Annotated in this window: 16 protein-coding genes; 7 read left to right on the forward strand and 9 right to left on the reverse strand. The window is 56.0% G+C overall.

Going from position 1 to position 22504, the window contains the following annotated elements; translation table 11 throughout:
- Positions 1-2: 2 nt before the first annotated feature.
- From KTE_RS05860 to KTE_RS05870, 3 genes are all read left to right on the forward strand, one after another.
- On the forward strand, positions 3-1718 hold the full coding sequence (locus KTE_RS05860; protein ID WP_201379474.1) for a DNA repair helicase XPB: 1716 nt from the start codon (positions 3-5) through the stop codon (positions 1716-1718).
- A gap of 109 nt (positions 1719-1827) precedes the next feature.
- Entirely contained in the window at positions 1828-2169 is a 342-nt protein-coding gene (locus KTE_RS05865; protein ID WP_007906035.1) for a co-chaperone YbbN, read from the forward strand.
- Between the two features lie 84 nt (positions 2170-2253).
- Positions 2254-3300, forward strand: coding sequence for a type I phosphomannose isomerase catalytic subunit (locus KTE_RS05870; RefSeq protein ID WP_201379476.1), 1047 nt, complete (start codon positions 2254-2256; stop codon positions 3298-3300).
- A gap of 142 nt (positions 3301-3442) precedes the next feature.
- Here the strand turns inward: KTE_RS05870 and KTE_RS05875 are convergent, their stop codons facing one another.
- From KTE_RS05875 to ftsH, 9 genes are all read right to left on the reverse strand, one after another.
- Positions 3443-3916 (reverse strand): hypothetical protein, encoded by a 474-nt coding sequence (locus tag KTE_RS05875; RefSeq protein ID WP_201379479.1) that lies wholly within the window; start codon positions 3914-3916, stop codon positions 3443-3445.
- A gap of 209 nt (positions 3917-4125) precedes the next feature.
- Positions 4126-5625 carry a threonine synthase gene (thrC, locus tag KTE_RS05880; RefSeq protein ID WP_201379481.1) on the reverse strand — a complete coding sequence of 500 codons (1500 nt, stop codon included), beginning with the start codon at positions 5623-5625 and terminating at the stop codon, positions 4126-4128.
- Positions 5579-6604 (reverse strand): homoserine kinase, encoded by a 1026-nt coding sequence (gene thrB, locus KTE_RS05885; protein WP_201379483.1) that lies wholly within the window; start codon positions 6602-6604, stop codon positions 5579-5581. Before thrB ends, thrC begins: the two co-directional genes overlap by 47 nt.
- Before the next feature lie 265 nt (positions 6605-6869).
- The gene (locus KTE_RS05890) at positions 6870-8045 is read right to left on the reverse strand and encodes a 2-isopropylmalate synthase (protein WP_201379485.1); all 1176 of its coding nucleotides are present in this window, start codon (positions 8043-8045) and stop codon (positions 6870-6872) included.
- A gap of 57 nt (positions 8046-8102) precedes the next feature.
- The gene (ilvC, locus tag KTE_RS05895) at positions 8103-9155 is read right to left on the reverse strand and encodes a ketol-acid reductoisomerase (RefSeq protein ID WP_201379487.1); all 1053 of its coding nucleotides are present in this window, start codon (positions 9153-9155) and stop codon (positions 8103-8105) included.
- 199 nt (positions 9156-9354) lie between these two features.
- A complete protein-coding gene (gene ilvN, locus KTE_RS05900) occupies positions 9355-9921 on the reverse strand; it encodes an acetolactate synthase small subunit (RefSeq protein WP_201379497.1) in 567 nt (188 codons plus the stop codon).
- A 1-nt stretch (position 9922) separates the two neighbouring features.
- Positions 9923-11671: a biosynthetic-type acetolactate synthase large subunit gene (gene ilvB, locus KTE_RS05905; protein WP_201386987.1), complete on the reverse strand. Its 1749-nt coding sequence runs from the start codon at positions 11669-11671 to the stop codon at positions 9923-9925.
- Positions 11672-12539: 868 nt separating this feature from the next.
- A complete protein-coding gene (gene thpR, locus KTE_RS05910) occupies positions 12540-13118 on the reverse strand; it encodes an RNA 2',3'-cyclic phosphodiesterase (protein ID WP_201379499.1) in 579 nt (192 codons plus the stop codon).
- Positions 13119-13197: 79 nt separating this feature from the next.
- The gene (gene ftsH / locus KTE_RS05915) at positions 13198-15018 is read right to left on the reverse strand and encodes an ATP-dependent zinc metalloprotease FtsH (RefSeq protein ID WP_236600295.1); all 1821 of its coding nucleotides are present in this window, start codon (positions 15016-15018) and stop codon (positions 13198-13200) included.
- Between the two features lie 606 nt (positions 15019-15624).
- Here ftsH and KTE_RS05920 point away from each other — a divergent pair.
- From KTE_RS05920 to nrfD, 4 genes are all read left to right on the forward strand, one after another.
- Complete coding sequence (locus tag KTE_RS05920; RefSeq protein ID WP_201379503.1) at positions 15625-16872, forward strand: OFA family MFS transporter; 1248 nt, start codon at positions 15625-15627, stop codon at positions 16870-16872.
- A 154-nt stretch (positions 16873-17026) separates the two neighbouring features.
- Positions 17027-20227, forward strand: coding sequence for a formate dehydrogenase-N subunit alpha (gene fdnG / locus KTE_RS05930; protein ID WP_271413143.1), 3201 nt, complete (start codon positions 17027-17029; stop codon positions 20225-20227).
- Positions 20217-21251 (forward strand): 4Fe-4S dicluster domain-containing protein, encoded by a 1035-nt coding sequence (locus KTE_RS05935; protein ID WP_201379509.1) that lies wholly within the window; start codon positions 20217-20219, stop codon positions 21249-21251. The genes fdnG and KTE_RS05935 overlap by 11 nt, the downstream gene beginning before the upstream one ends.
- Before the next feature lie 18 nt (positions 21252-21269).
- Positions 21270-22307 (forward strand): NrfD/PsrC family molybdoenzyme membrane anchor subunit, encoded by a 1038-nt coding sequence (nrfD, locus tag KTE_RS05940; protein ID WP_201379511.1) that lies wholly within the window; start codon positions 21270-21272, stop codon positions 22305-22307.
- Positions 22308-22504 lie beyond the last annotated feature (197 nt).

Genomic DNA, 22504 nt, shown 5'->3' on the forward strand with positions numbered 1-22504 from the left:
CCATGAATCCCAAGAACCCTATGATCGTCCAGAGTGATCGTACTGTCTTACTTGAGGTCGATCACTCACTCCATGCCGAGGCTCGTGACGCGCTCTCACGCTTTGCAGAGCTTGAGAAATCACCGGAACACATTCATACCTATCGTCTCTCGCCCCTTTCGCTCTGGAACGCGGCCTCCGGGGGTATGCAGGCACCAGCCATTGTCGACCTGCTTGAACGCTATAGCAAATACCCCCTTCCGCCAAATATACTGACCGATATCCACGACTATATCAGCCGCTATGGTCGTCTTAAGCTCATACGCGATGGCGACCAGTTGCTGCTCGCCTCCGAAGATTCCCGCCTTATCACCGAAATTCTTCATCACCGGCTTATACAACCCTACCTGCTATGTCCACGCGATGCCTCGACCCTGTTGGTAGACGGCAGCCGGAGGGGGCATATCAAGCAAGCGCTGATCCATATCGGTTTTCCGGCTGAGGATCTTGCAGGCTACGCCGATGGCTCGCCCCTGCCCTTTAAACTCCGTGAGCGCGATGAGGTAGGAGAGCCTTTCATGCCTCGAACCTATCAGCAGGCGGCGTCCGCGGCCTTCTATGCAGGTGGAGCACCGGGTGGAGGCAGCGGCGTGGTTGTACTCCCCTGCGGTGCGGGTAAAACCATCGTTGGCCTGGTCACGATGGCCGACATTCAGCGCGCAACCTTGATTCTCACGCCCAATACCGTCGCGGTACGCCAGTGGATTCACGAGCTTCGCGCGAAAACCTCGCTTCTTCCCGAAATGATTGGAGAATATACAGGTGAACGCAAGGATATCGCGCCAGTGACTGTCAGCACCTATCAGATGTTGACCTACCGCCGCGCCAATGGTGAGGAGGAAGGCACAGAATCGCTCGCCGACTACCCACACTTCTCGCTCTTGACGAGCTATGACTGGGGACTGATTATCTATGATGAAGTCCACCTACTGCCTGCCCCGGTCTTTCGTGTCACCGCCGAAATCCAGGCACGCCGTCGCCTGGGGCTGACCGCCACCCTGGTACGCGAAGATGGGCGTGAGGCCGATGTCTTCAGCCTGATCGGTCCCAAGAAGTATGATGTTCCCTGGCGCGAGCTTGAACGCCAGGGCTGGATCGCCACTGCCGAGTGCCATGAAATTCGCGTCAGCCTTCCAGATGAGGGGCAGCTTACCTATGCTATGGCACAGACACGGGAGAAATACCGCCTGGCCGCTGAGAATCCCGCCAAGTTTACGGTGACACACCTCCTGGCCGAGCAGCATAGAGACGACCAGGTACTTATCATTGGCCAATATCTCGACCAGCTCAAAGTGCTTGCCCAGGAGCTACAGGCGCCTCTCCTCACCGGGCGCACCTCGACAAGCCAGCGTGAAAAGCTCTATGAACAGTTTCGCCAGGGACAAATCAAACGCCTGGTCGTCAGCAAGGTCGCGAACTTTGCCATTGACCTGCCCGACGCGAATGTGGCGATTCAGGTCTCTGGCACCTTTGGCTCACGCCAGGAGGAGGCTCAGCGACTTGGGCGCATCTTGCGCCCCAAAAGTAATGGCGGGATCGCGCACTTTTATACCATCGTGACACGCGATACATGCGACCAGGATTTCTCCACCAACCGTCAGCTCTTCCTGACCGAACAGGGATATCGCTATAGCATCGAGGATGCAGAGGCGCTCCTCTCATCCTTACCAGAAGCGTAATAGGACGTATGAGGAAGTACATGGAAAAACCTCTTCTTGACAGTACCATCAATGGAGTGGTACCTTGAGAGACGAACAACGCTTCTTTACTATTTTCCAAGAGGATGGTATGGCAGATACGTATATCTCTGTTACAAATGAAAACTTTCCTGAGCAGGTACTCCAGGCTCCGCAGCTCGTAGTCGTCTACTTTGCTGCCGATAAGAGTAATTCCTGCCAGATACAGGAACCCGAGTTTGTCGCGGTCAGCAAAGCGTACCAGGATCGCGTCACCTTCGCGAAGGTAAATGTCGAAAACGAGGAAGGCCTGACCAACCAGTACACAATCGATGGCATTCCGACCCTCGTCTTCTTCAAAGGGGGGAACGAGATCTATCGCATCAAAGGCATTATGATGCGTGATAAGCTTCGTCGCCAGCTCGAAGGAGTCCTGCTCGTAGCGAGCGAGTAAATAGCGCCGCACGCTGCAACCCATTACCACAAACAAACACGCTCCATACAGAACACAACGTATGGATGCGAGGGGAGATTTTTTGTGAGTTTACTATACCCACTTCGATTAGAGTCTTCGCTACACGAAACCATCTGGGGTGGACGCCGCCTGGAACACGACAGCTGGAAGCAACTCCCAGAAGATGATACAGCCATCGGCGAGTCCTGGGAGACTGAAATCAGCAATCGCATACTCAATGGTCCCCACGCGGGCAAGACCCTGGGCGCCCTTGTTGCCGAACAGGGAACGCCCTTGCTAGGAGAACAGGCCGTCGCAATATTCGGTGAGCGCTTCCCCCTCCTTGCCAAATTTATTGACGCCAACGCCCAGCTCTCGGTCCAGGTTCACCCTAAGGATGGCTATGCCGCACAGCATGAGTATGGCAAGCTAGGCAAAACGGAGTACTGGTATATTCTGGCCGCCGAGCCAGGGGCCAGCATCGTGCATGGTTTTGAGGCTGAGACCACGAGCGAAGAGGTACGCCAGGCTATTCAGGACGTTACCCTTGAATCGCTTATGCACACCGAAACCGTACAGGCTGGAGATGTCGTCTTCGTGCCAGCAGGAACCGTCCATGCAATTGGCGCAGGCATTTTGCTCTATGAATTACAGGAATACTCAGACGTTACCTACCGCATGTATGATTATGGACGCCTGACAGCCTCGGGAAAGCCGCGTGAGCTGCATATTGACCGCTCGCTCGATGTCTCACACTATCAAGTCTCCCCGCAAATCAAGATGCGCCCGGTCGTCCTCCATAGTAGCGAGCAATACGAAGAACGCTGCCTGGTGGCTTGCAAATATTTTGTCTCACGCGAGCTTAATTTGAAGACACAGAGCGTTGTCGAGGATCGCACAACTGACAGTTGTATCATTCTCACCTCGCTGGGTGCCACACTGACGATTGCCTACGGAGCTGATTTCGTGGAGCATGAAACGCTCAAACGTGGTGAGACCATGATTTTGCCCGCCTCCCTGGGCGAGTATCGCCTGCAAGGTGAGGGCCTCCTGCTCCGCTCATATGTCCCCTCCGCTGAGGATGCGGCATGGCGCCTCTGGAACCAGGAAAACAAAGAGAGCAGCCTCTAATTGAGCTATGTGGTGGGGACTGACGCTGTGGGGGCGACGACGCTACAAAAGTACGCGTCTACATATGCAGGTACGGGCGATCTCATACCTGCATATGTAGACGCGTGCTTTTGTAGCGCATGACGTGTCGGCCAACGCAACGTCATGATTCAGAGCGTCGCCTGCGTCGCTCCTCTTCTAAATCTGTGATTGTCCCTTCGACAATGCGCGTTCTGGGCGGATCTTGCTGAGTCTGACTAAAGGGAGTATCAAACGGGCTAAAGCCAGACATGTCAGGCATCTGATCCTGCAAGCGCGAGACATTGGCGATGACTTGCGAGACACGCGTGGCGAAGTTGACAGCCAGGGTAATGGCGTACAAAATTCCCCAGACGAGCATTCCTACAAACAGGGTTACAAAGGCGCTCACAATGCCATTCCAGGCTCCCCCAGCCATCCAGTTCGCCACCAGCTCATAGACACACATCACTCCAATGGGCAGCCAGAAGAAATGGACGAGCACACGCAGAAACCAGTGCAAAAACCACAAAACAGCTTTGACCGGATCTGAAGGCATGTTCCAGGGCGGAACAAGGTCGCGCACGGATTTGAGCTTAAAACGTTTTGACGTGTTCACGGTAGCCCTCTTTGGCACAGCACTCCCTCACGAGAGACGCGATGAGATGTACATTCTTTCGTTCTATTGTAGCAGTACCTCTCTCGTTTTGCCAGGGACACGAATAATAAAAAGAGGCCGCGCGGACCTCGTCACCGCGCGACCTCTCGCAACCACTCTAGCCGGCACGGCTCTACCGGTGGAGCGGTAGGGAGTGTAAGGGGTATGCGTTACTGCGCGAGCATAGCCCGCACAGCATCAAGGTTGGGCTTCACAACTGCGCTATTGCGCTGCTGGGGAATACCCGTCACGTTATCTTTGAGCAGGTTGCCCGTAAGAATACCAACGACACGCTCATCGCGCTTGATGACGCCTTCGGCCACCAGTTTATGCGCACCAGCCAGGGTAGCGGCGGAGGCAGGCTCGCAGCCAATTCCCGAGCGATCAATAATCTCTTTAGCAGCCAGAATCTCCTCGTCTGTGACCTGGGCGACAATGCCATCGCAGGCCTCAATGACGGCGCGGGCGCGCGCATAGCTCACGGGATTGCCAATCTTGATGGCTGAGGCCACAGTATCGGCCTTCACACTGACCCGCTTCTGGAATTGCTGTTGATAGCTCTGATAAAAGGGATTGGCACCCGCGGCCTGAATCGCGGCGATACGCGGGATTTGCGTAATGAGGGAGAGGTCATATGCCTGGCGGAAGGCCTTCCCAATCGCTGAAATATTGCCGAGGTTTCCTGCGGGTAGAATCAGCCAATCGGGGGCTTGCCAGTCAAGCTGCTGTAAGAGTTCGAAGCCGATGGCCTTCTGCCCCTCAACGCGGAAGGGATTCAGCGAGTTTAAGAGGTAGATCCCCAACTCGTTACAGACTTGCTCCACCAGCTGCATCGCGGCATCAAAATCGCCCTCGATCTGGACCGTTGTCGCACCATAAGCCATCGTTTGCGCAAGTTTGCCAGCTGTCACGTTGCCCGCAGGCAGAAACACGATGCTACGCATGCCAGCCTGCGCGGCGTATGCCGCCAGCGATGCCGAGGTATTGCCGGTGGAGGCACAGGCCACGGCGCTGGCCCCCAGCATATTGGCCATGGTTACCCCGGCGGTCATCCCGCGGTCTTTAAAACTGCCGCTTGGATTTTCACCCTCGTGCTTGAGGAAAAACAGTTCCAAACCTGCATATGTACCAATCTGGCGATGGCCGATACGCCCTACGGGACAGTTCTCCATGCCCACAGGATAGAGGTTCGTATTCCCCTCCGGGCGCGTAATGACATAGCGTTCGGGCGCGGGCAAGATCAATTCGCGATAGCGCCAGACACCGCTATAGTCAAGCAATAATTTATCTGTACTGATCGACCAGATAGGCGGAGATGAGGCGCGTTCATCAAAGACCTGGCGCCAGAGCGCTCCTACGGCTGAGGCATTGCTGGCGCGCTCCATCAAGTGCCAACTCTCCTCATCGCCCTGCATTCCCACCTGTTTGGGAAGCGTAAACTCCAGCTCGACATCGAGCACTCCACCACATTCACAACGATAGCGCGGCACCAGGCCCGTCGCCGAAGAGGACTGGGCCTCGACTGGTGGGTAGAGTGCTGAGCACTCCACGCACCGCAGTTGTATGGCTGACAAGAGAGCCGCTATTTCAGGTACAAGTGTCGCATGAGATTGCATATTTTCCTTACCTGCCCCCCGGCCTGGCTGGAGACCAGCAGAATTGATCGCCATAACGCGCACTGTCTTCCTTTCGTATACGAGTTCGTGGAGTTTGCAAAACTCTAGCCCCATTCTGGTCAGCTCGTAACACCCTACCCGTTCCCTCTACCCCATGCTCACGCGCCGTCAACTGCATAGCCCGCAAAATTTCTGAGAAGCGTGTGCTCGCCAGGGCGATAAGCGATGAACCACCACCCGAGAGACAGGCCCCATATGCTCCCGCGTCTTTGGCGGCTTGAATGATGCTGTCCATCGCGGGAAACAGGGTCTGGCGGTACGGTTGATGGAGTCGGTCCTGCATAGCTTCTCCAATCACTTCATATTTCCCCATCTGCAAGGCCGATAACAACAGCGCCACGCGCCCGGTATTAAATGTAACATCTGTTCGTGTATAGCTTGCTGGCAGGAGTCCCCTACCTGCCACGGTATCCATAGGAAAGGTTGGTGTAAAGATGATGGCCTTTAACGCTTCAGGAAAAGGCGTCTTGATGGCATGCGCCTTCCCATTCATCATGGTTGTGGCCACCAGTCCCCCCAGCAAGGCTGGAGCGACATTATCCGGATGGTTGCCCGCCTCCATTTCAACCGCCAGATCCAACAAATCATCCCTGGACACCGCCTTCCCGCGCTTACGCAACCACTCGTTCGCCGCGACAAGTCCTCCAATGACCGCGGTCGCGCTGCTACCTAATCCACACCCCGGAGGAATGTGAATTTGCATACGAATGCGCACCGCCGGTAGAGGCTCACCCTGGCGCTCAAACAAGGTCGCAAACGCGCGAAAGAAGAGGTTATCAGCCCCTCGCTCTAGTCCTGAACCCAGCGGTCCCAGGACCTCGATCTCTGGAAGAAGCGGGTCCACACCACCTTCCACTACGCTAAATCGATTGTATAGCTGTAGCGCCAGCCCCAGGCTATCAAAACCAGGGCCTAAGTTAGCGGACGTCGCTGGCGCTAAGACTTCTACTGAAGCAGGTAATGCCAGTGCCATCGGCGGCTACCTGCCTTTCCATTTGAAGACGCATCGCGTTTCTCCTTTTCGCCTTCTCGGCTATTCTACCATGTTTTACAATATAAATGACAATATCAGTACAAAAGTCATATCAAAGATCTACATAAGTAGCATGTTCTGATGTCAATACTTTTACACAATTATGCGTATATTCCTCCATGATAATAGAAAAAAAGAGTGCCGAAACGTATTCACGCCTCGGCACTCACGGACGTTACAATCACAACCATGGGAGCAATATATGCTACACCGCCGAGGGGGTTTCTTGCATGCACTCTGCGATATAGACCAGGTCATGATCCACCACGGTTTTCTGCCGCTCAGCCATCGCGATAAAGCTCTTGTATGCGTACTTGAGCTGCTCCGCCGAGAGCCTGTATCCCAGCTTACGCAAACGCGCATCCAGACCGTGTCGCCCCGAGTGCTTGCCCAGCACCAGATTCGTGTCGCCCCAGCCTACCGACTGAGGCGTCATAATCTCGTACGTCAGGGCATGCTTGAGGACTCCATCCTGGTGGATACCCGCTTCGTGCGCGAAGGCGTTGAGGCCGACAATCGCTTTGTTTGGCTGAACCGGCAGGCCAGTGACGCGACTGACCACGCGACTGGCGTCCAATAGCTGTTCAGCCTGCACACGTGTCTCGGCCCCGAAGGCTTCTGGACGCGTGCGCAATGCCATGACGACCTCTTCCAGAGCTGTGTTACCCGCGCGCTCACCGATGCCATTGATCGTGACCTCGACCTGGCGTGCGCCAGCGCGAATTGCCGCCAGGGTATTAGCCGTGGCCATGCCCAGGTCATCGTGGCAATGGGCGCTCAAGGTGACCTGCTCAATGCCCGGTACATGCGCACGCACATAATGGAAGAGCGCTTCGTACTCGCCCGGCGTGGTATAACCCACGGTATCAGGCACGTTAATAATACTTGCCCCGGCTTTGATCGCCACGTCAAATACCTGGCAGAGGAAGTCACGGTCGCTGCGTGTGGCGTCCTCCGCCGAGAACTCGACGGTCGGGCAGTAAGCACGGGCGCGCGCTACCATGGTTTTCACGCGCTGCAAGGCCTCTTCGCGACTGATGTTCAGCTTGTGCTGAAGATGGATATCTGAGGTAGCAAGAAAGACATGAATCACGGGATGCTCAGCCTCGCGAATGGCATCCCAGGCCGCGTCGATATCGTCTGCCGTGGCACGCGCAAGCGCGGCTACCGCGACCCCTTTCGTCCGGCGCGCGATCTCACGGACTGCGGCAAGATCATCAGGGGAGGCCGCGGGAAAGCCTGCCTCAATACAATCTACCCGAAGCGCAACGAGCTGCTCCGCTACTTGCAACTTCTCTTCAATTGTCATCGTTGCCCCTGGCGACTGCTCACCGTCACGCAGGGTGGTGTCGAAAATCTTTACTACCTCAGAAGCTTCCATGGTGCAGTGTCTCCCTTTCTTCAGCTCACTTCGCGAGGTCGTGCAGCAACCTTGCTGCTACCTCTTGGTCTCGACTTCCGCCTTTGGCTCCGCCTGTTGCTCAGACGCTTTCTCCTTCGAGGAGAGCCAGGGCATCATCGAGCGCAGCTCTTTGCCGACCTGCTCTAGCTGGGTCTCGCTGTTCCTACGGCGCATGGCCATAAAGGCGGGGCGGCCAGCCTGGTTCTCTTGAATCCAGCGTGTGGCAAAAGTGCCGTCCTGAATATCTTTCAACACATTCTTCATCTCAGCGCGCACCTGCTGATTAATCAGGCGGGGGCCGGTGATATAATCGCCGTACTCAGCAGTATCGCTGATGGAGTAGCGCATGTAGTTCATGCCACCTTCGTAGATCAGGTCGACGATGAGCTTCATCTCGTGCAGACACTCAAAATAGGCCGACTCTGGCTGGTAACCAGCCTCGACCAGGGTCTCAAAACCCGCGCGCATGAGTTCGGTAACACCGCCACACAGCACGGCCTGCTCGCCAAAGAGATCGGTCTCGGTCTCTTCCTTGAAGGTGGTATGCAGAACACCCGCGCGCGTGCAGCCAATGGCGCGTGCATAGGCCAGGGTCAGTGCCTCTGCCTGTCCGCTTGCGTCCTGGAGGACCGCCCAGAGACCGGGGATACCCGCGCCATCAACATAGAGGCGACGTACCATGTGGCCTGGTCCTTTGGGAGCGACCATGGCAACATCGACATCGGCGGGGGGAACGATCTGGCCATAATGCAGGCTAAAGCCATGTGCGACCAGGATCATCTTGCCCGCGGCTAGGCCGGGACGAATGTCGCGCTCAAAGACTTCGCGGTGATGCTGGTCAGGGATCAAGATCATGATCACATCCGCGTAGGCAGAGGCCTCAGCCGGAGTCATTACGCGCAGGCCCTCGGCCTCGGCCTTGGCGCGACTCTTGCTCCCGCTGGGCAGGCCAATGACGACCTCACATCCGCTATCGCGCATATTGAGCGCATGCGCGTGGCCCTGGCTGCCATAACCAATAACAGCGATGCGTTTCTGCTGGATGAAATCGAGATTTGCGTCGGAATCGTAGTAAATAGTTGCTGGCATGATAGTGTTTCACTCCTCATTGATAATTTCTATGTACCTGCCTATCGGAAACCTGGGCGCGAAGCGCTAGCCACGTGAGTGGCGCCGTACCCCGAATGGGGGTTGGGTTTCGTATAAAAAGGTAATGTGGGCTCTGTATGTCAATAAAGATAGAGGCCTGACTGCTGATCTCTCGTCAGAGACCAGGCGCGCGTGGCACCTAGTCGTTGGTGCCACGTGCCATCGTGACGCGTCCCGAACGGGCCACTTCACGAATGCCATATGGGTTCAACTGCGCAACGCATTTCTCGACCCTGGCTGTGCTGCCACTGACCTCCAGGGTCATGGTCTCCGCAGCCACGTCGACGACATGCGCACTAAAAAGTTGCGCGATCTCAAAGATTTCGGTCTTTTGCGCGGGCGTATAGGCGACTTTGATCAGCGCCAGCTCACGCGAAATGGCCTCTTGCTCTGGAATGTTGATGACGTTGCGCACATCCAGGATTTTGCGCAGTTGCTCAACCAGGTGCTCAACCGCCACTTCAGAGTCGTCAACGCCGACCGTGACGCGTACCACGTCATCAACCTCGCTACGACCCAGGACAAGCGTCTGCATATTCGCGCGTCGCCGCCGCATCAGACCAACCACCCGGTCTACGGCACCGGTACGATCCTGGACCAGGGCGATGAGCGTATGTGCCTGGACGGTTTCGCGTGCCTTCTCCGATTGGCCTGCACGCGCAGTAGAGCCGCTTGCTGAAAAATTAGACATTGGCGCAGCCAGCATCTTAGGCACTCCTTTCACTCTCTTCGATCATACTGGTGATAGCCGATCCAGGGGCAACCATGGGATAGACACAGGCCTCGGCTTCGATAATACACTCGACAATCACGGTTCCCGGTGTCTCAATGGCGCGTTGAATCGCGGCTGCGACCTCTTCCTTTTTTGTGACGCGGATACCTGTCACCCCATACGCCTCAGCCAGTTTGAGATAGTCTGGACCCGTGATGGGCGTCTCGGAATAGTTGCGCGAATGGAAGAATTGTTGCCACTGGCGCACCATGCCCAGGTAGCCATTGTTCATGATGACGACTTTAACAGGAACGCGCTCCTGCTGAAGTGTCGCCAGCTCCTGGATATTCATCTGGATGCCGCCATCACCGGCGATAGCCCACACCGAGTCGTCCGGCATACCCATCTTCACGCCCATCGCGGCGGGAAGGGCGAAGCCCATAGTACCAAGTCCGCCGGAGGTGATGTGGCTATTGGGACGCGTCCAGGTGTAGTGGCGGGCCGTCCACATCTGATGCTGTCCGACATCAGTAACGATAATGGCGTTGCCATCGGTCTGCTTGCGTATCTCTCCCAGGATGTCTATGGGACTGGGGAAGGCAGGATCCCACTGACCGGCACCGGTGCGCGACTCACTCTCGTCCTGCCAGGAACGGATCTCGCGCCGCCACTCCTGGTGATCGGCGGGCTGAACCGCTTCAGCCAGAGCCTCCAGGGCGATACGTGCGTCCGCCACAATGGGTACAGTCGCGATTTTGACCTTGTGCATCTCTGAGGGATCGATATCGATGTGAATAATGCGCGCTTTAGGCGCAAACTCGGCCACCTTCCCAGTCACCCGGTCGTCGAAGCGCAAACCGACGCCAACGATGACATCGGCCTCGCCAATCGCGCGATTGGCGTGCGCCGGGCCGTGCATGCCTGGCATACCCAGGTGCAAAGGATGATCCTCTGGGAAGGCACTCTGCCCCAGAAGCGTGGTGATCACAGGTAAGTCAGCCTTCTCCGCAAAGGCCTTCAGCTCTTTGTAGGCGCTCGATAGGATGACACCATGACCTGCCATAATGAGAGGCTTCCGGGCGGAGGCGAGGAGTTCGATGGCCTGGACAATCAAATGAGGAGCCGGGCGCTCGGGCCGCTCCCGCTCTTCGCGTAGTTGCTCCTCTGAGGTTTGATATTGCGTGGGATCATACCAGCCCTTGCCCTGCTGAATATCCTTGGGAATATCTACCAGCACAGGACCAGGGCGCCCACTCCGCGCCACACGAAAGGCTTCGTGAATCGTAGGAGCGATCTCTTCGATGCGCTGAATCTGATAGCTATGCTTGGTAATTGGCTGGGTGATGCCGATGACATCTGTCTCCTGGAAAGCATCGCGTCCAATAAAGGTACGCGCCACCTGGCCGGTAATTGCCACCATAGGGGTTGAATCCATAAAGGCTGTCGCCAGGCCTGTGACCAGATTCGTCGCGCCTGGACCACTCGTGGCAGCACACACACCTACCTTGCCGGTCGCACGCGCATAGCCATCAGCGGCATGCGACGCCGCCTGTTCATGACGCACCAGTACATGATGTAAGGCGGGATAAGAGGACAGCGCATCATAGAAAGGCATAATAGCGCCACCGGGATAACCGTAGATAAAATCCACACCTTCGCGGACGAGTGCCTCACACACAATCTGGCTTCCGGTCAGCTCGCGTGCCCCGGCGTTTCGTTCGCGGGTGTTTCCTGCTTCCTGCATAATATTGGTCGCGATTGCCATAATTCCTCCGCAGCAGTTTTCAAAGATAACAAAAAGAGGGCCTCCACCAGGGAGGCCCTCATCAGGTTACCTTCTTTGGATTGGTCGCTTCGTTGCTCCCGTTAATCTCCCATTGCAATTCTCGTGGCTTGCTTCTTACTCTGCCCTACCAGACTCGCAAACCCGTTTAGTCCGGTAAGGCTGCTAAGGAGGAGTACAATAAGGCTAATAAGGCCAAGCAAGCTAAGCAAGAATACAACGTTAATGGAGAATACGGAAGTCAGAAGGACCACAGCCAACAAAAAAACCGACGTGTAGATTACGTCGGTTTTAGAAGCAGTGCTCTTCTTCGCGTTCATTTGAGCAGCACACTGAGACGCAGCAGACATCGCTTCAGGCATACTGGACATACTACGAGCGTGGCATTTGTCAGCAAACATTGCTGACCGCATCTGCGCTGTGTATGTCGCTGCCATTATCTTCTCTCCGCTTCGCTTTTACAAAGTTTGTACATCTTTAGCAAGGCCATGCCTGCCAGTAGCAACGTCTCGTGTAACAATAACGCACACAGTAAAGTCACTGCGCATAGCAACCTCGCCAGTGCGTGTGACCTGTGTCGATTACTTATTGTGGAGGATACCCTAACTACCAACTCTTGTCAACCCCCTTCCATGTCATTTCCAGGCCCCCTACACAGTATAGATAGATTGCACAGTCTAAAGATCAATCATACAGATAGATTGCCCATAGTTCAAGGTGGGCACACAAAAATTTCACGATTCAGGCCATAGCTTCTTATCCTGATGGATAGCGCTAAAGGCGGAGGAGTTCGCAGCCTCGGCAGTTAGAGTACGTACAAAGTCGCGCTCTAACGCTGAAACAAGCACTCTTGCAGACAGGTATACTGCGCGCCACCATGTGAGAGCTCGCTTTTCATAACGTGCAGGCTTTTAATCATATACGCTTCATTCGTGGTCAGTCCCTGTTGCTTGCTCTGTAACAAGGCTTGCAAGTCCTGCTGTGCAACAGGATCAAGGGGCGTCTTGACACGCGCTAGCGTCAGATGTGGCGAGAAGGGCCGCCGTTCCACTTCAAAGCGCCGCGCGCGGAGTTCGCGGTTCAGCGCCCGGTAGACGCGCTCAAGTTTGCCCGTTGGCTCCTCAATCCCCATCCAGATGACGCGGGGAGCGTGAGGGGGGCCAAAGGCCCCTAATTGCGTCAAACGGTAACTGAATGATACTGCCTGCTGGGCAGCTTCCTGTGCGGCCTCAATCGCCGTCTCCAGGCGCTCGTCATCAAGCTCTCCCAGGAAGGCTAAGGTCAGGTGGATGCTCTCGGGATTGACCCAGCGAATGCTGGGAAAAGACAGCGCCACCTGCCGGATTACCTCCGACAGGTGGCGCTGCTGAGCATCATTCATTTCAAGGGCAATGAATGTTCGTGTCATGCTGTCCTGACAATCTTCTTATGCAGAAACCAACGCCACTGTCGTGGCTAGCGCTTCGCGCTCAGGTTTCTGTAAGGCACTATGCGGCGAACAACATCGAGTCTAGTTCAACACCGTCAATGGTCTCAACCTGGATCAGGTGCTCTGAGATCTCGATCAACTTCTCTTTCTTCTCGCGCAGGATGTCGAGGGCTGTAGCATAGGCCTGGTTGACCAGCGTGGAGACCTCGGCGTCGATCTTGGCTGCGGTCTCAGCGCTAAATGGGCTTGTGCCATCGGCATCAGCCTTGAGCGCTACATTACCCAGAGGCGTCATGCCAAATTCACAGACCATGCGCCGCGCGATACCGGTTACATACTCAATATCCTGGCTCGCACCGGTGGTGATATCACCGAAGATAATCTCTTCAGCGGCACGTCCACCCATGGCACCTGCCATCTTAGCAAGCAATTCCGAACGGCGCAAGAGGTAGCGATCCTCGGCAGGGGCCTGAACCGTGATACCCAGGGCCATGCCACGAGCGATGGCGGAAACCTTCTGCACAGGGTCCGCACCCGGTACCGAGCGCATAACGATGGCGTGTCCAACCTCGTGGTACGCGATAATGGATTTCTCAGCCTCGGTGATCACGCGGCTCTTGCGCTCAGGACCAGCCATCACACGCAGAATGGACTCATCAAGGTGAGGCTTCTGAATCTCGGTCAGGCCATTACGTGCGGCGAGAAGAGCGGCCTCGTTCAAGAGGTTCGCCAGGTCGGCACCAGAGAAGCCAGCGGTCTGGCGTGCCAGGTCTTCCATCAGGACGCCCTGCGCCATGGGCTTGCCCTTAGCGTGCACATTCAGGATCGCCAGGCGGCCACGAATGTCAGGCTTATCAAGCATCACACGACGGTCGAAGCGGCCAGGACGCAGCAGCGCGGGATCAAGCACATCAGGGCGGTTCGTGGCAGCAATCACCACAATGTTGGTCTCTTTATCAAAGCCATCCATCTCAACAAGCAACTGGTTCAGGGTCTGCTCACGCTCATCATTGCCGGTCATACCTGAATTGGTACGCTGGCGACCAACAGCGTCGATCTCGTCAATGAAGATGATACATGGGGAATGGTCTTTGGCCTCTTTGAAGAGGTCGCGTACACGCGCCGCACCTACACCAACAAACATCTCAACGAACTCAGAACCGCTGACGCTGTAGAAAGAGACTCCAGCCTCGCCGGCGACTGCTCGCGAAATAAGCGTTTTACCTGTGCCTGGAGCACCAACCAGCAAGACGCCCTTCGGGGTACGCGCACCCATCTGAGTAAAGCGGGCAGGATGCTTGAGGAATTCTACAATCTCTTGCAGCTCCATCTTGGCCTCTTCGACGCCAGCGACATCCTTGAAGAGAATTGACGGGCGGGACTCGCTAAAACGCTTCGCCTTCGAGCGTGCAAAGGGAGCTGCCTGACCACCCATACCACCACTGCGGCGCATGAAGAACACCATGGAACCAACAACCAGGAGAATCAACACCAGGGCCTCAAGTCCCTGCACCCACTGACCACTCTGCGGATCCTGAACATCAACCGTGACGCCATTTTGGGTAAAGAAAGGCGTGACAGGCTGACCCTCTTCTTTGACCGCGTGGATCTGTGTGCCATCAGCGGCTGTCGCGGTAACGTCATTGCCACTAAGCGAGACCGACTTCAGCTTATGCTGCTGCGCCATGGTCAATACGGCGCTAATCGGTTTCTCTTGGACGGTTGACGCACCAAAGCTAACACCAGCCAGGCGTGCCAGCGCCACTCCTAACAAGATAATACCGACAACAATTAACGAACCCGCCAGGCTATAACGCAAGATGGCATTCTTCTTTCGTGCTGCCTTCTGGGCTGAACTTTGTGGGTTTGATTTTCTCATTTCGCGGTTATTCTTTGGAGGCATTTCCATGCAGACGCTAGACCCTTCTATACTCTGTGATTGACTCTGTGATCGCTGTGATTACTGTGCTTATTGTGCTTACTAAACGGGCTAAAAAACTACCAAAACTATCTAACGCCGGAATCGGCCGTATCTCTTTATATCAATTTGTCGCTAGTATAACGTATAAGAATTTGTTTAGCAAGGTGAAGAAACACTTAGAAATCTTAGAATTATTAGAAAACAAAACTAGATTCCCATCATATACGCTTGCTCTAGCGGCAATTGAAGAGTTTTTGTTTCTTCATTCTTCTCTGCGCATCACTGGTACCGAAGTACTATACACATTCGCCCGAAAAAATGCGAAGATTTAGGCAACGCTGCCAAAAGAGCGCCGCATTCCAAATATAGTGCGGCTCCTGACCCGGAAACCGTTCTTGATGCGTCTTATGGTTGCACACGCACTTTTGCATCTTCATCGATGGCATTGAGACCGTTCGAGCATAGGCACTCCTGCTCGCATCTTGTAGCGGACATGTGTGCTTGCTTAACGTCTCTACCATATATTCTCGGCATGCTCAATTTGTTTCTACAAAGGAGTATTCAATGAGTCATACCGCACCCGGTACCGGCATCAACCGCTGGACCATCGCCATCGCAGCCTTTTGTATGCAGTTAGCGCTAGGAGCAGTCTATGCCTGGAGCGTCTTCCTCAAGCCTGTAATCAGTCTCTACAAGGTCTCACAGGCCCAGGCCAATCTGACCTTCAGTATCACCCTCCTGGCCCTGGGTATTACTGCCGGTTTTGGTGGCTATTTGAATAGCCGTTTTGGGCCACGTGCCATCGCAACAGTGGGAGGAATTCTGTATGGCATAGGTGTTATACTCGCAGCGTTTGCATCGCCAAACATCTATCTACTCTACCTCACCTACGGTATTATCGGTGGTATTGGTCTGGGTCTGGGCTATATCGTGGCGCTCGCGATGCTCATCAAGTGGTTCCCTGATCGGCGCGGCTTTATTACAGGACTGGCGGTCGCGGGCTTTGGCGCGGGGGCCGCGCTGACTGGCCCCATCGCCGCGAACCTCTTGCTTCCAGCGTATAAACTCAACACGACTTTTATCATCCTGGGCATCGCCTACTGTATCATCGTGGTTGTAGCAGCACAGTTCTTCCGTACCGCCCCTGAGGGTTACGCTCCCGCCGGTTGGACTCCTACATCGAAACAACAGGAAGAGGGAAGCGCCCGCAACTATACCCTGGGCGAGGCCCTGCGCTCGCCACGCTGGTACTTGCTCTGGCTCATTCTCGCCCTCAATGTGACCGCGGGAGCAGCGCTCATATCTGTAGCCTCTCCCCTGGCACAGAAGTTTACTGGCGTGAGCGCGGGCGTCGCCTCGACCCTGGTGATTACCATCTCGATCTTTAATGGGGCTGGACGCCTCTTCTGGGGCTGGCTCTCCGACGCGCTTGGACGCCCATATACCTTCCTGGTCATCTTCCTGGTCCAGGTCCTGGCCTTCCTGGCGACACCCTTTATCGGGGCCATCGCGCTCCTGTTTATCCCGGCCTCACTCATCGGTCTCTGCTATGGTGGAGGCTTCGGCACTATGCCTGCCTTCGCGGCAGACTTCTTTGGCTCGAAAAATTCTGGCACGATCTATGGCGCGATGTTGACCGCCTGGAGCGCGGGCGGTATCGTTGGTCCCTTACTCATTTCCAGTATTGACTATAAGACAACGCTCTTTATCCTGGCGGGACTGATGCTTGTCAGTTGCGCCTTGCCACTACTGGCTCAACTGCTGGCACGTCGCCAGGCTCAGGAAGTCGCCGCGAGTGCTGGTAACTCATAAGCAGGCATATCCAGGTGGCTTTTTCCTGGTAGCGAAACCAGTGCTATGTTACAATTTGTATAGAACATAGCACTGGCCTCACACCAGTTTCACCACACTTCTTTCATACGCTATCCACTGGCAGCAGCTTTGCGCTTTTCAAAGGATGATTGAGATGGATGAACATACTTCTCTGCCAAAGACGGTGCGATCCGCCTTTACCGAGCTTCTGCAAGTTGGCGCAAATACAAAGTCCTTTAGCAAGGAGAGCCTGAGCAAGGCTCCACGTATCCGCGACGCCAAGCTTGTCCATAGTGTCTGCCCCTACTGTGCAGTCGGCTGTGGCTTAAATGTATATGTCAAAGACGGCAAGGTTATTGATATCGAGGGCAACCCCGAGAGTCCCATCAATCATGGCACGCTCTGCCCCAAGGGTTCAGCAACCTTCCAATACACAATTAACCCTAGTCGCTTAACCAAGGTCCTTCACCGCACACCCTACAGCGATCACTGGGAAGAGGTCTCCCTCGACTGGGCCATGGAACGCATCGCGCAACTGGTCAAGCAGACGCGCGATGAGACCTTTGTCGAGCACCTCGATGATGGGCGCGAGGTCAATCATACCCAGGGGATCGCCTCTCTGGGTGGGGCAACGCTGGATGTTGAAGAGAATTATCTGATCAAGAAGCTCCTCTCCGGCGGCCTGGGAATCGTCTCGATTGAGAACCAGGCCCGGATATGACACAGCTCGACTGTGCCCGGTCTGGGTACAACATATGGACGTGGCGGCGCCACGTCATTCCCGCAGAATCTCGTTGAGAGCGACTGCATCTTAATCATGGGCAGCAATATGGCGGAGGCTCATCCGGTGGCATTCGCCAATGTAGTCAAAGCCAAGGAACGTGGTACGACGGTCATTCATATCGACCCGCACTATTCGCGCACCTCGGCCCTGGTCAACCTGCACCTCCCCATTCGCGCGGGTAGCGATATCGTCTTCCTGGGCGCGCTGATTCGTCATGTGCTTGAAAGCGAGTCGTACTTCAAGGAATATGTGCAGCACTATACCAATGCCGCCATGCTGGTACGCGAGGACTTTCAAGATACGGAAGAACTTGATGGGCTCTTCTCCGGTTATGACGCTGAGAGTGGGACCTACACCAGCCAGAAATCCTGGGACTACCAACGCGATGAGCATGGCAAGCCCCTACAAGATCCCACACTTGCACATCCCAATTGCGTCTTCCAGGTAATGCGTCGCCACTTCGCGCGCTATACCCCTGAGATGGTTGAAGAGGTCTGCGGCGTTCCCCGTGAGCAGTGGCTCCAGGTGGCCCAGACACTCATTCACAACTCTGGCCGTGAGCGCACAACGGCACTCTGCTACGCGGTAGGCTGGACACAGCAATCCAAGGGCGTACAGATCATTCGCTCGGCGGCCATCCTGCAACTCCTGCTGGGCAATATTGGGCGTCCCGGGGGTGGCATTCTAGCCCTGCGCGGGCATGCCTCTATCCAGGGTTCGACCGACGTCCCGACACTTTATGACCTGTTGGCAGGCTATATGCCTCAGCCAGCAGCCCAGCCACAGACGCATACCGCTGAACGCCTGGAAGGTGCTCAGCCAAGTACAGCGCATGTGCCAACCCAGAATACGCTGGAGGAGTATATCGCCACCTCTGGGCAGAAGACAGGCTGGTGGGTCAACTTCCCGGCCTATATCAAGAGCCTGCTCACCGCCTGGTATGGCGAGGAGACCGTCCTTGATCAGGAAAGCGATAGTGGCTATCGCTACCTCCCCAAGATTACTGGCGACCACTCGCACCTGGCCACGACCTATGCCATGCTGGATGGAAAGGTTAAGGGCTATATCCTCTTTGGCCAGAATCCAGCCGCGGGCAGCACCAATGCGCGCCTGCAACGTAAAGCCTTGCAGCAACTTGACTGGATGGTCGTGCGCGATCTGTACGAGGTGGAGAGCGCCGCTTTCTGGTATAAGGGTCCCGGGCCGGTAGATCCCACGCAGATCAAGACCGAGATCTTCTTACTGCCTGCCGCCGCCTCTACCGAGAAGGAAGGCTCCTTTACTAATACCCAACGCCTGATGCAGTGGCGCGATAAGGCCGTTGATCCTCCTGGGGATGCGCGCTCGGATCTCTGGTTTGCCTATCACCTGGGCAAGCGCCTCAGAGAACTCTACGCCGAGAGCCAGGAGGCCAGAGATCGTGGTCTGCAAACGCTCCTCTGGGACTATGAGCGTGAAGAGCCCGAGCCAGGTTCGCGCATTCTTGATGAACCAGATGCCCGGCTCGTCTTAAAAGAGATCAACGGCTACTACGTGCGTAAGCCCGCCAAAGAGGGGGAACCTGTCGATGAGCGCGCATATACGCTGCACGACGCGCCTCACGTGCCCAATTTTGTGGCGCTCAAGGCCGATGGAAGCACGGCCTGTGGCTCCTGGATCTATAGCGGCGTTTATCCCGAGCCAGGGAGGAACCGCGCGGCCTCCCGCACACCTGGTGGTCCCACCAACCTGGAATGGGGCTTTGCCTGGCCTGCCAACCGCCGTATTCTCTATAACCGTGCCTCGGCTGATCCCCAGGGGCGTCCCTGGTCGGAACGGAAGAAGTACATCTGGTGGGACGAAGAGAAGCAGCAATGGACTGGCTATGATATCCCCGACTTTCCTGTGAACAAGCGGCCGGACTATGTTCCTGCCCCTGACGCCACGGGGATGGATGCCATTGCCGGTAGTGATCCCTTTATCATGAAGCCTGATGGGCGAGGCTGGCTCTTCGCTCCCTCTGGCCTCAAGGATGGACCACTGCCCACACATTACGAGGCGATTGAGTCGCCCGTGCATAATAAACTCTACAAGCAGCAGAGTAATCCGACCGCCAAGTACTTCAAGGGTCGCCCAGGCAACCCGCTCGCGGCAGTTGGCGATGAGCGCTATCCCATCGTGATTACGACCTATCGCCTAACCGAGCACCATGTCAGCGGTCCCATGACGCGCTGGATGCCCTGGCTTAACGCGCTTCAGCCCACACTCTTCGCGGAACTCAGCCCTGAGTTGGCCGCTGAACGCGGCGTCAAGCATGGTGAGTGGCTGGTGATCAGTACGCCACGCGGCGAGATTGAGGCCCGCGCCATGGTCACACGCCGGATGCGCCCCCTGCGCATCCAGGGACGTCAGATTCACCAGATTGGTCTGCCCTTCCACTGGGGCTTCCAGGGCAAGAGCACGGGCAGCATCACTAATGATTTGACCCATATGGTGCTTGAACCCAATGTGAGTATTGAAGAGGCCAAGGCGTTTACCTGTAATATTCGCCCGGGACGCCTCCCAGGAGAGGAGGAATCGAATGGCCGTTGAAACCACGCCCAACACAACACAGGTCCAACCCACCGTCGCTAAACGACGGTCGGGGGCGCCTGTGCTCTTAAATATGTTCAAGCCACTCCATAAGGAGACACCGCCACCACAGCAGGCGACGATGGGCTTTTTTACCGATACCAGTATCTGTATCGGGTGTAAAGCCTGCGAGGTGGCCTGCCGCCAGTGGAACCAGTTAACGCCGCCTCCAGCCCAGTGGAGCGGCTCCAGCTACGATAACACGACGCACCTTGGCGCGCATACCTGGCGCCATGTGCAGTTTATCGAGCAGATCGACCGCGTTGAAACCACCAGCAATGGTCATGCTGGACAACCTGTCCCGGAGCTTCCACTCTTTGAGGTACAGACACTCGAAGATAAAATCGCTGCGGCAAAGTTCGAAGGTATCCTGCCTGAGACCCCGCCTGGAACGGCGCTACCCTTCTTCAATAATGAGCGCTGGCTTATGCGTAGCGATGTCTGCAAGCACTGCGCCAACGCTCCCTGCCAGGAGGCCTGCCCCACGGGCGCAATCATCCGCACCGAGTTCGATACCGTCTATGTACAGCAGGATATCTGCAATGGCTGTGGCTACTGCACGGTTGCCTGCCCCTTCGGCGTGATCGCACGCGACGATGGTGGAAGCCATACCGCTCATAAGTGCACCCTCTGCTATGATCGCCTGAAAGACGATATGGAGCCCGCCTGTGCCAAGGCCTGCCCCACTGACTCCATCACCTTTGGCGAGGTCGAGCAGCTCAAGGAGCGTGCGCGTGAGCGCCTGGGCGTCTTACAGAAGCACGGGGTCAAGGAGGCACGCCTCTACGGCGTCGATGATCAGATCCTTGATGGTGGTCTCAATTCCTTCTTCTTACTTTTAGAAGAGCCTGAAGTCTATAACCTGCCTCGCAATCCCGCACGCCCCATGAATAATGTACCAGTCGCGTCTCTCTGGTCGATTCTGGCCGCGCTCGTGCTGGGCCTGGCGAGTATGCTCTTCTTTCAGCAAAGAGATGAGCGATAGAGCCCCAGGAGAAAGAAAGTGAACGATACAGACACGCTCTTTGAGCGTCTGGCCACGCTGACAACCGGGTATGAGCCCGATCCAGTTAAGGAGGGCCAGGAGCCAACCTACTATGACTATCCGGTGCTCACGAAATCCTTCTGGAGTACCGAGATTATCTGGTACTTCTTCTTTGGAGGTCTCGCGGCTGGCTGCTATACTCTCGCCAGCATTGCTGCGCTTTTTGGTAGCAAAGAAGATCGCGTGGTGGTACGCACAGGCTACTACCTCGCGCTGCTGGCCCTGCTGCCCTGTCCACCACTTCTAATTAAAGACCTGGGACGCCCGGAGCGCTTCTTACATATGCTGCGCGTCTTCAAAGTCAAGTCACCTATGTCCATGGGGACCTGGTGCCTGCTTGGCTTCTCCCTCTTTAGCGGTATAACCGCGACCATCCAGGCCGCACGCGATGGCCTGCTTGGCAAGTGGTGGGGGGCGCGTGCGCTCGCGGCCCTGCCCCAGAAGCTGCTCGCACTTCCTGGTGTCGCTCTGGCCTTCTTCCTGGGGAGCTACTCGGGCGTCCTGCTTACGGCTACCAGCATTCCCCTCTGGTCACGTGATAAGCGCCTGGGGGCAATCTTCCTCACCTCTGCCCTCTCCACCAGTTCGGCCCTGATCTCGCTTATCTTGCGCGTCATAGGCGCGCCTACGCGGACTCTGCATAAACTGGAAAAGATTGAGTGGGTGGCTATGAGCCTGGAGGCTCTGGAGATCTTTAGCTTCTTACGCGGTTCTGGTCGGGCCGCACGCCCTCTCGTTGGCACTGGTCCCCAAGAGCAAGGGCGGCATTTCTGGAGCTTTATGATAGGCGGTGGCCTGGTGCTTCCCTGGCTTCTTCAATCGCTCACGCTGCTAGGTGGAAAGAAACCACGGCGCACGCGGGCGCGTGGTGGCAAGGGTCTACTCATCTCGCTGCTCGTGCTGATAGGTGGCTATTTCCTACGTCGTACCATCGTCGAGGCTGGACGCACCTCAAGCGTCGATGCCCACACCACGCTCTGGAACGCGCGACCCTGACCCTGGAAGCAGAACCAGGAGCGCCCATTCTGTCTCCTTTCGCGCTCCTGGCGGCTTTTCCTTCTCCTCCCCATTTTGTCTATGTAGCCCTTCCTGGTACCAGACGGTAGAAAACAATTCAACTTTTTTCGCGCACTTTCGTAAGCTACTACAGAGAGATCTGAATGTCTACGAAGCAAGAGTATTTTCGTGGCTGA

It is taken from the genome of Ktedonobacter sp. SOSP1-85 (assembly GCF_016587415.1).
GTDB lineage: Bacteria > Chloroflexota > Ktedonobacteria > Ktedonobacterales > Ktedonobacteraceae > Ktedonobacter.

Coding starts and splice junctions, on each gene's coding strand:
- KTE_RS05860 (WP_201379474.1), top strand. CDS start 3: ATGAATCCCAAGAACCCTATGATCGTCCAGAGTGATCGTACTGTCTTA.
- KTE_RS05865 (WP_007906035.1), top strand. CDS start 1,828: ATGGCAGATACGTATATCTCTGTTACAAATGAAAACTTTCCTGAGCAG.
- thrC (WP_201379481.1), bottom strand. CDS start 5,625: ATGGCGATCAATTCTGCTGGTCTCCAGCCAGGCCGGGGGGCAGGTAAG.
- thrB (WP_201379483.1), bottom strand. CDS start 6,604: ATGGCACTGGCATTACCTGCTTCAGTAGAAGTCTTAGCGCCAGCGACG.
- KTE_RS05890 (WP_201379485.1), bottom strand. CDS start 8,045: ATGGAAGCTTCTGAGGTAGTAAAGATTTTCGACACCACCCTGCGTGAC.
- ilvC (WP_201379487.1), bottom strand. CDS start 9,155: ATGCCAGCAACTATTTACTACGATTCCGACGCAAATCTCGATTTCATC.
- ilvN (WP_201379497.1), bottom strand. CDS start 9,921: ATGCTGGCTGCGCCAATGTCTAATTTTTCAGCAAGCGGCTCTACTGCG.
- ilvB (WP_201386987.1), bottom strand. CDS start 11,671: ATGCAGGAAGCAGGAAACACCCGCGAACGAAACGCCGGGGCACGCGAG.
- thpR (WP_201379499.1), bottom strand. CDS start 13,118: ATGACACGAACATTCATTGCCCTTGAAATGAATGATGCTCAGCAGCGC.
- ftsH (WP_236600295.1), bottom strand. CDS start 15,018: ATGAGAAAATCAAACCCACAAAGTTCAGCCCAGAAGGCAGCACGAAAG.
- KTE_RS05920 (WP_201379503.1), top strand. CDS start 15,625: ATGAGTCATACCGCACCCGGTACCGGCATCAACCGCTGGACCATCGCC.
- KTE_RS05935 (WP_201379509.1), top strand. CDS start 20,217: ATGGCCGTTGAAACCACGCCCAACACAACACAGGTCCAACCCACCGTC.